At 60.9% G+C, this 555-nt stretch carries 1 protein-coding gene and 1 pseudogene; one reads left to right on the top strand and one right to left on the bottom strand.

What is annotated here, in order from left to right:
- Positions 1 to 268: pseudogene (locus tag PO883_RS35015) on the top strand (hypothetical protein); the annotation flags it as partial.
- On the opposite strand, the gene PO883_RS34785 reads toward PO883_RS35015, so the two are convergent.
- A partial coding sequence (locus tag PO883_RS34785; protein ID WP_289313844.1) for a cytochrome P450 occupies positions 254 to 555 on the bottom strand: 302 nt, incomplete at its 5' end. The pseudogene PO883_RS35015 and the gene PO883_RS34785 sit on opposite strands and share 15 nt — an antisense overlap.

Here is a 555-nt window from a genome sequence, read left to right as displayed (position 1 = left end):
GCAGGCGGCGCTGGAGCGTTGGATATCGTGGGCCCGCCGAAGCCGACTCGAGCCGTTCAAGAAACTGGCGCTGACGCTGCGCGAACGAGCGGGTGGGCTCGGAATTGAGACCATTCAATGTGGAGGTGTCGTTCAGCGAGTAGCTAACTTAGCCGATCTATTCCATGAACATGCCCCCCAAAAAATGGCGACGCTAAGCGGATTTGTTAGTCTTGTTTTTGGCCGCGCGCTTTGGTCGGGCGAGCCTTCCGTGTTATCCCCCTTGTAGGTATTCCTTTAGGCGCAAACGAAGCGGACATTCCGGGCGCAGCGTGATGTTGAAGGCCGGCCGGGGCGCTGCCATCCCTTCGGGAACGCTCACCGTGAAGCGCTGCAACAGCATTGCCGCGATGACCGTCATCTCCGTCGTTGCCAGGTGCTGGCCCAGGCAAACTCGGGGACCTGTGCCAAATGGCATGAAGGACCCACGCGGCAAGTCTGGCGCGCCACAGCCAAAGCGCTCGGGGCGAAACGCACTCGGGTCCGGATACCAGCGCGCATCGTGCTGCATTAACC

It is taken from the genome of Massilia sp. DJPM01, from assembly GCF_030348125.1.
Classification (GTDB): Bacteria; Pseudomonadota; Gammaproteobacteria; order Burkholderiales; family Burkholderiaceae_D; genus Telluria_A; species Telluria_A frigida.
This window is presented reverse-complemented; position numbering and strand designations above follow the sequence as displayed.